Origin of the sequence: Pseudoxanthomonas kalamensis DSM 18571, from assembly GCF_010211745.1 — a bacterium.
GTDB lineage: Bacteria > Pseudomonadota > Gammaproteobacteria > Xanthomonadales > Xanthomonadaceae > Pseudoxanthomonas_A > Pseudoxanthomonas_A kalamensis.
Genome location: NZ_PDWQ01000156.1, coordinates 1 through 460, shown reverse-complemented (window position 1 = coordinate 460; position 460 = coordinate 1). Strand labels below are relative to the sequence as shown.

Genomic DNA, 460 nt, shown 5'->3' with positions numbered 1-460 from the left:
GGCACATGGCAGCCGCCGGCAATCCCGCACCTACCCCCGCGCGAAGAACAGCTGCACGTCCTCGATCCGCCGGGTCACCGCGAACTGCGGCAGGGACTGCATGAACACCCGCCCGTACGGCTTGCCCGTGATCCGCGGATCGCACAGCACCAGCACCCCGCGGTCCGATTCGGTGCGGATCAGCCGCCCCACGCCCTGCTTCAGCGCGATCACCGCCTGCGGCAGCTGCTCGTCGCGGAACGGATTGCCGCCGCGCCGCCGCACCGCCTCCAGCCGCGCCTCGAACACCGGGTCGTCCGGCGCCGCGAACGGCAGCTTGTCGATCACCACCACGCTCAGCGCATCGCCGGCCACGTCCACCCCCTCGCGGAAACTGGCCAAAAAACAAAAAAATACATACAAATCAGAGCCCAAGCGACCACAGAGCATCTCTAATACACTCCTTAATTTGCTAAACACA

1 protein-coding gene is annotated in these 460 nt (G+C 65.4%); it reads right to left on the bottom strand.

Features of this window, described 5'->3' with window-relative positions; translation table 11 throughout:
• Positions 1-30 precede the first annotated feature (30 nt).
• Positions 31-459, bottom strand: a complete 429-nt coding sequence (locus tag CSC70_RS14495; protein WP_281349629.1) for a helicase C-terminal domain-containing protein — start codon at positions 457-459, stop codon at positions 31-33.
• Position 460: the final 1 nt, after the last annotated feature.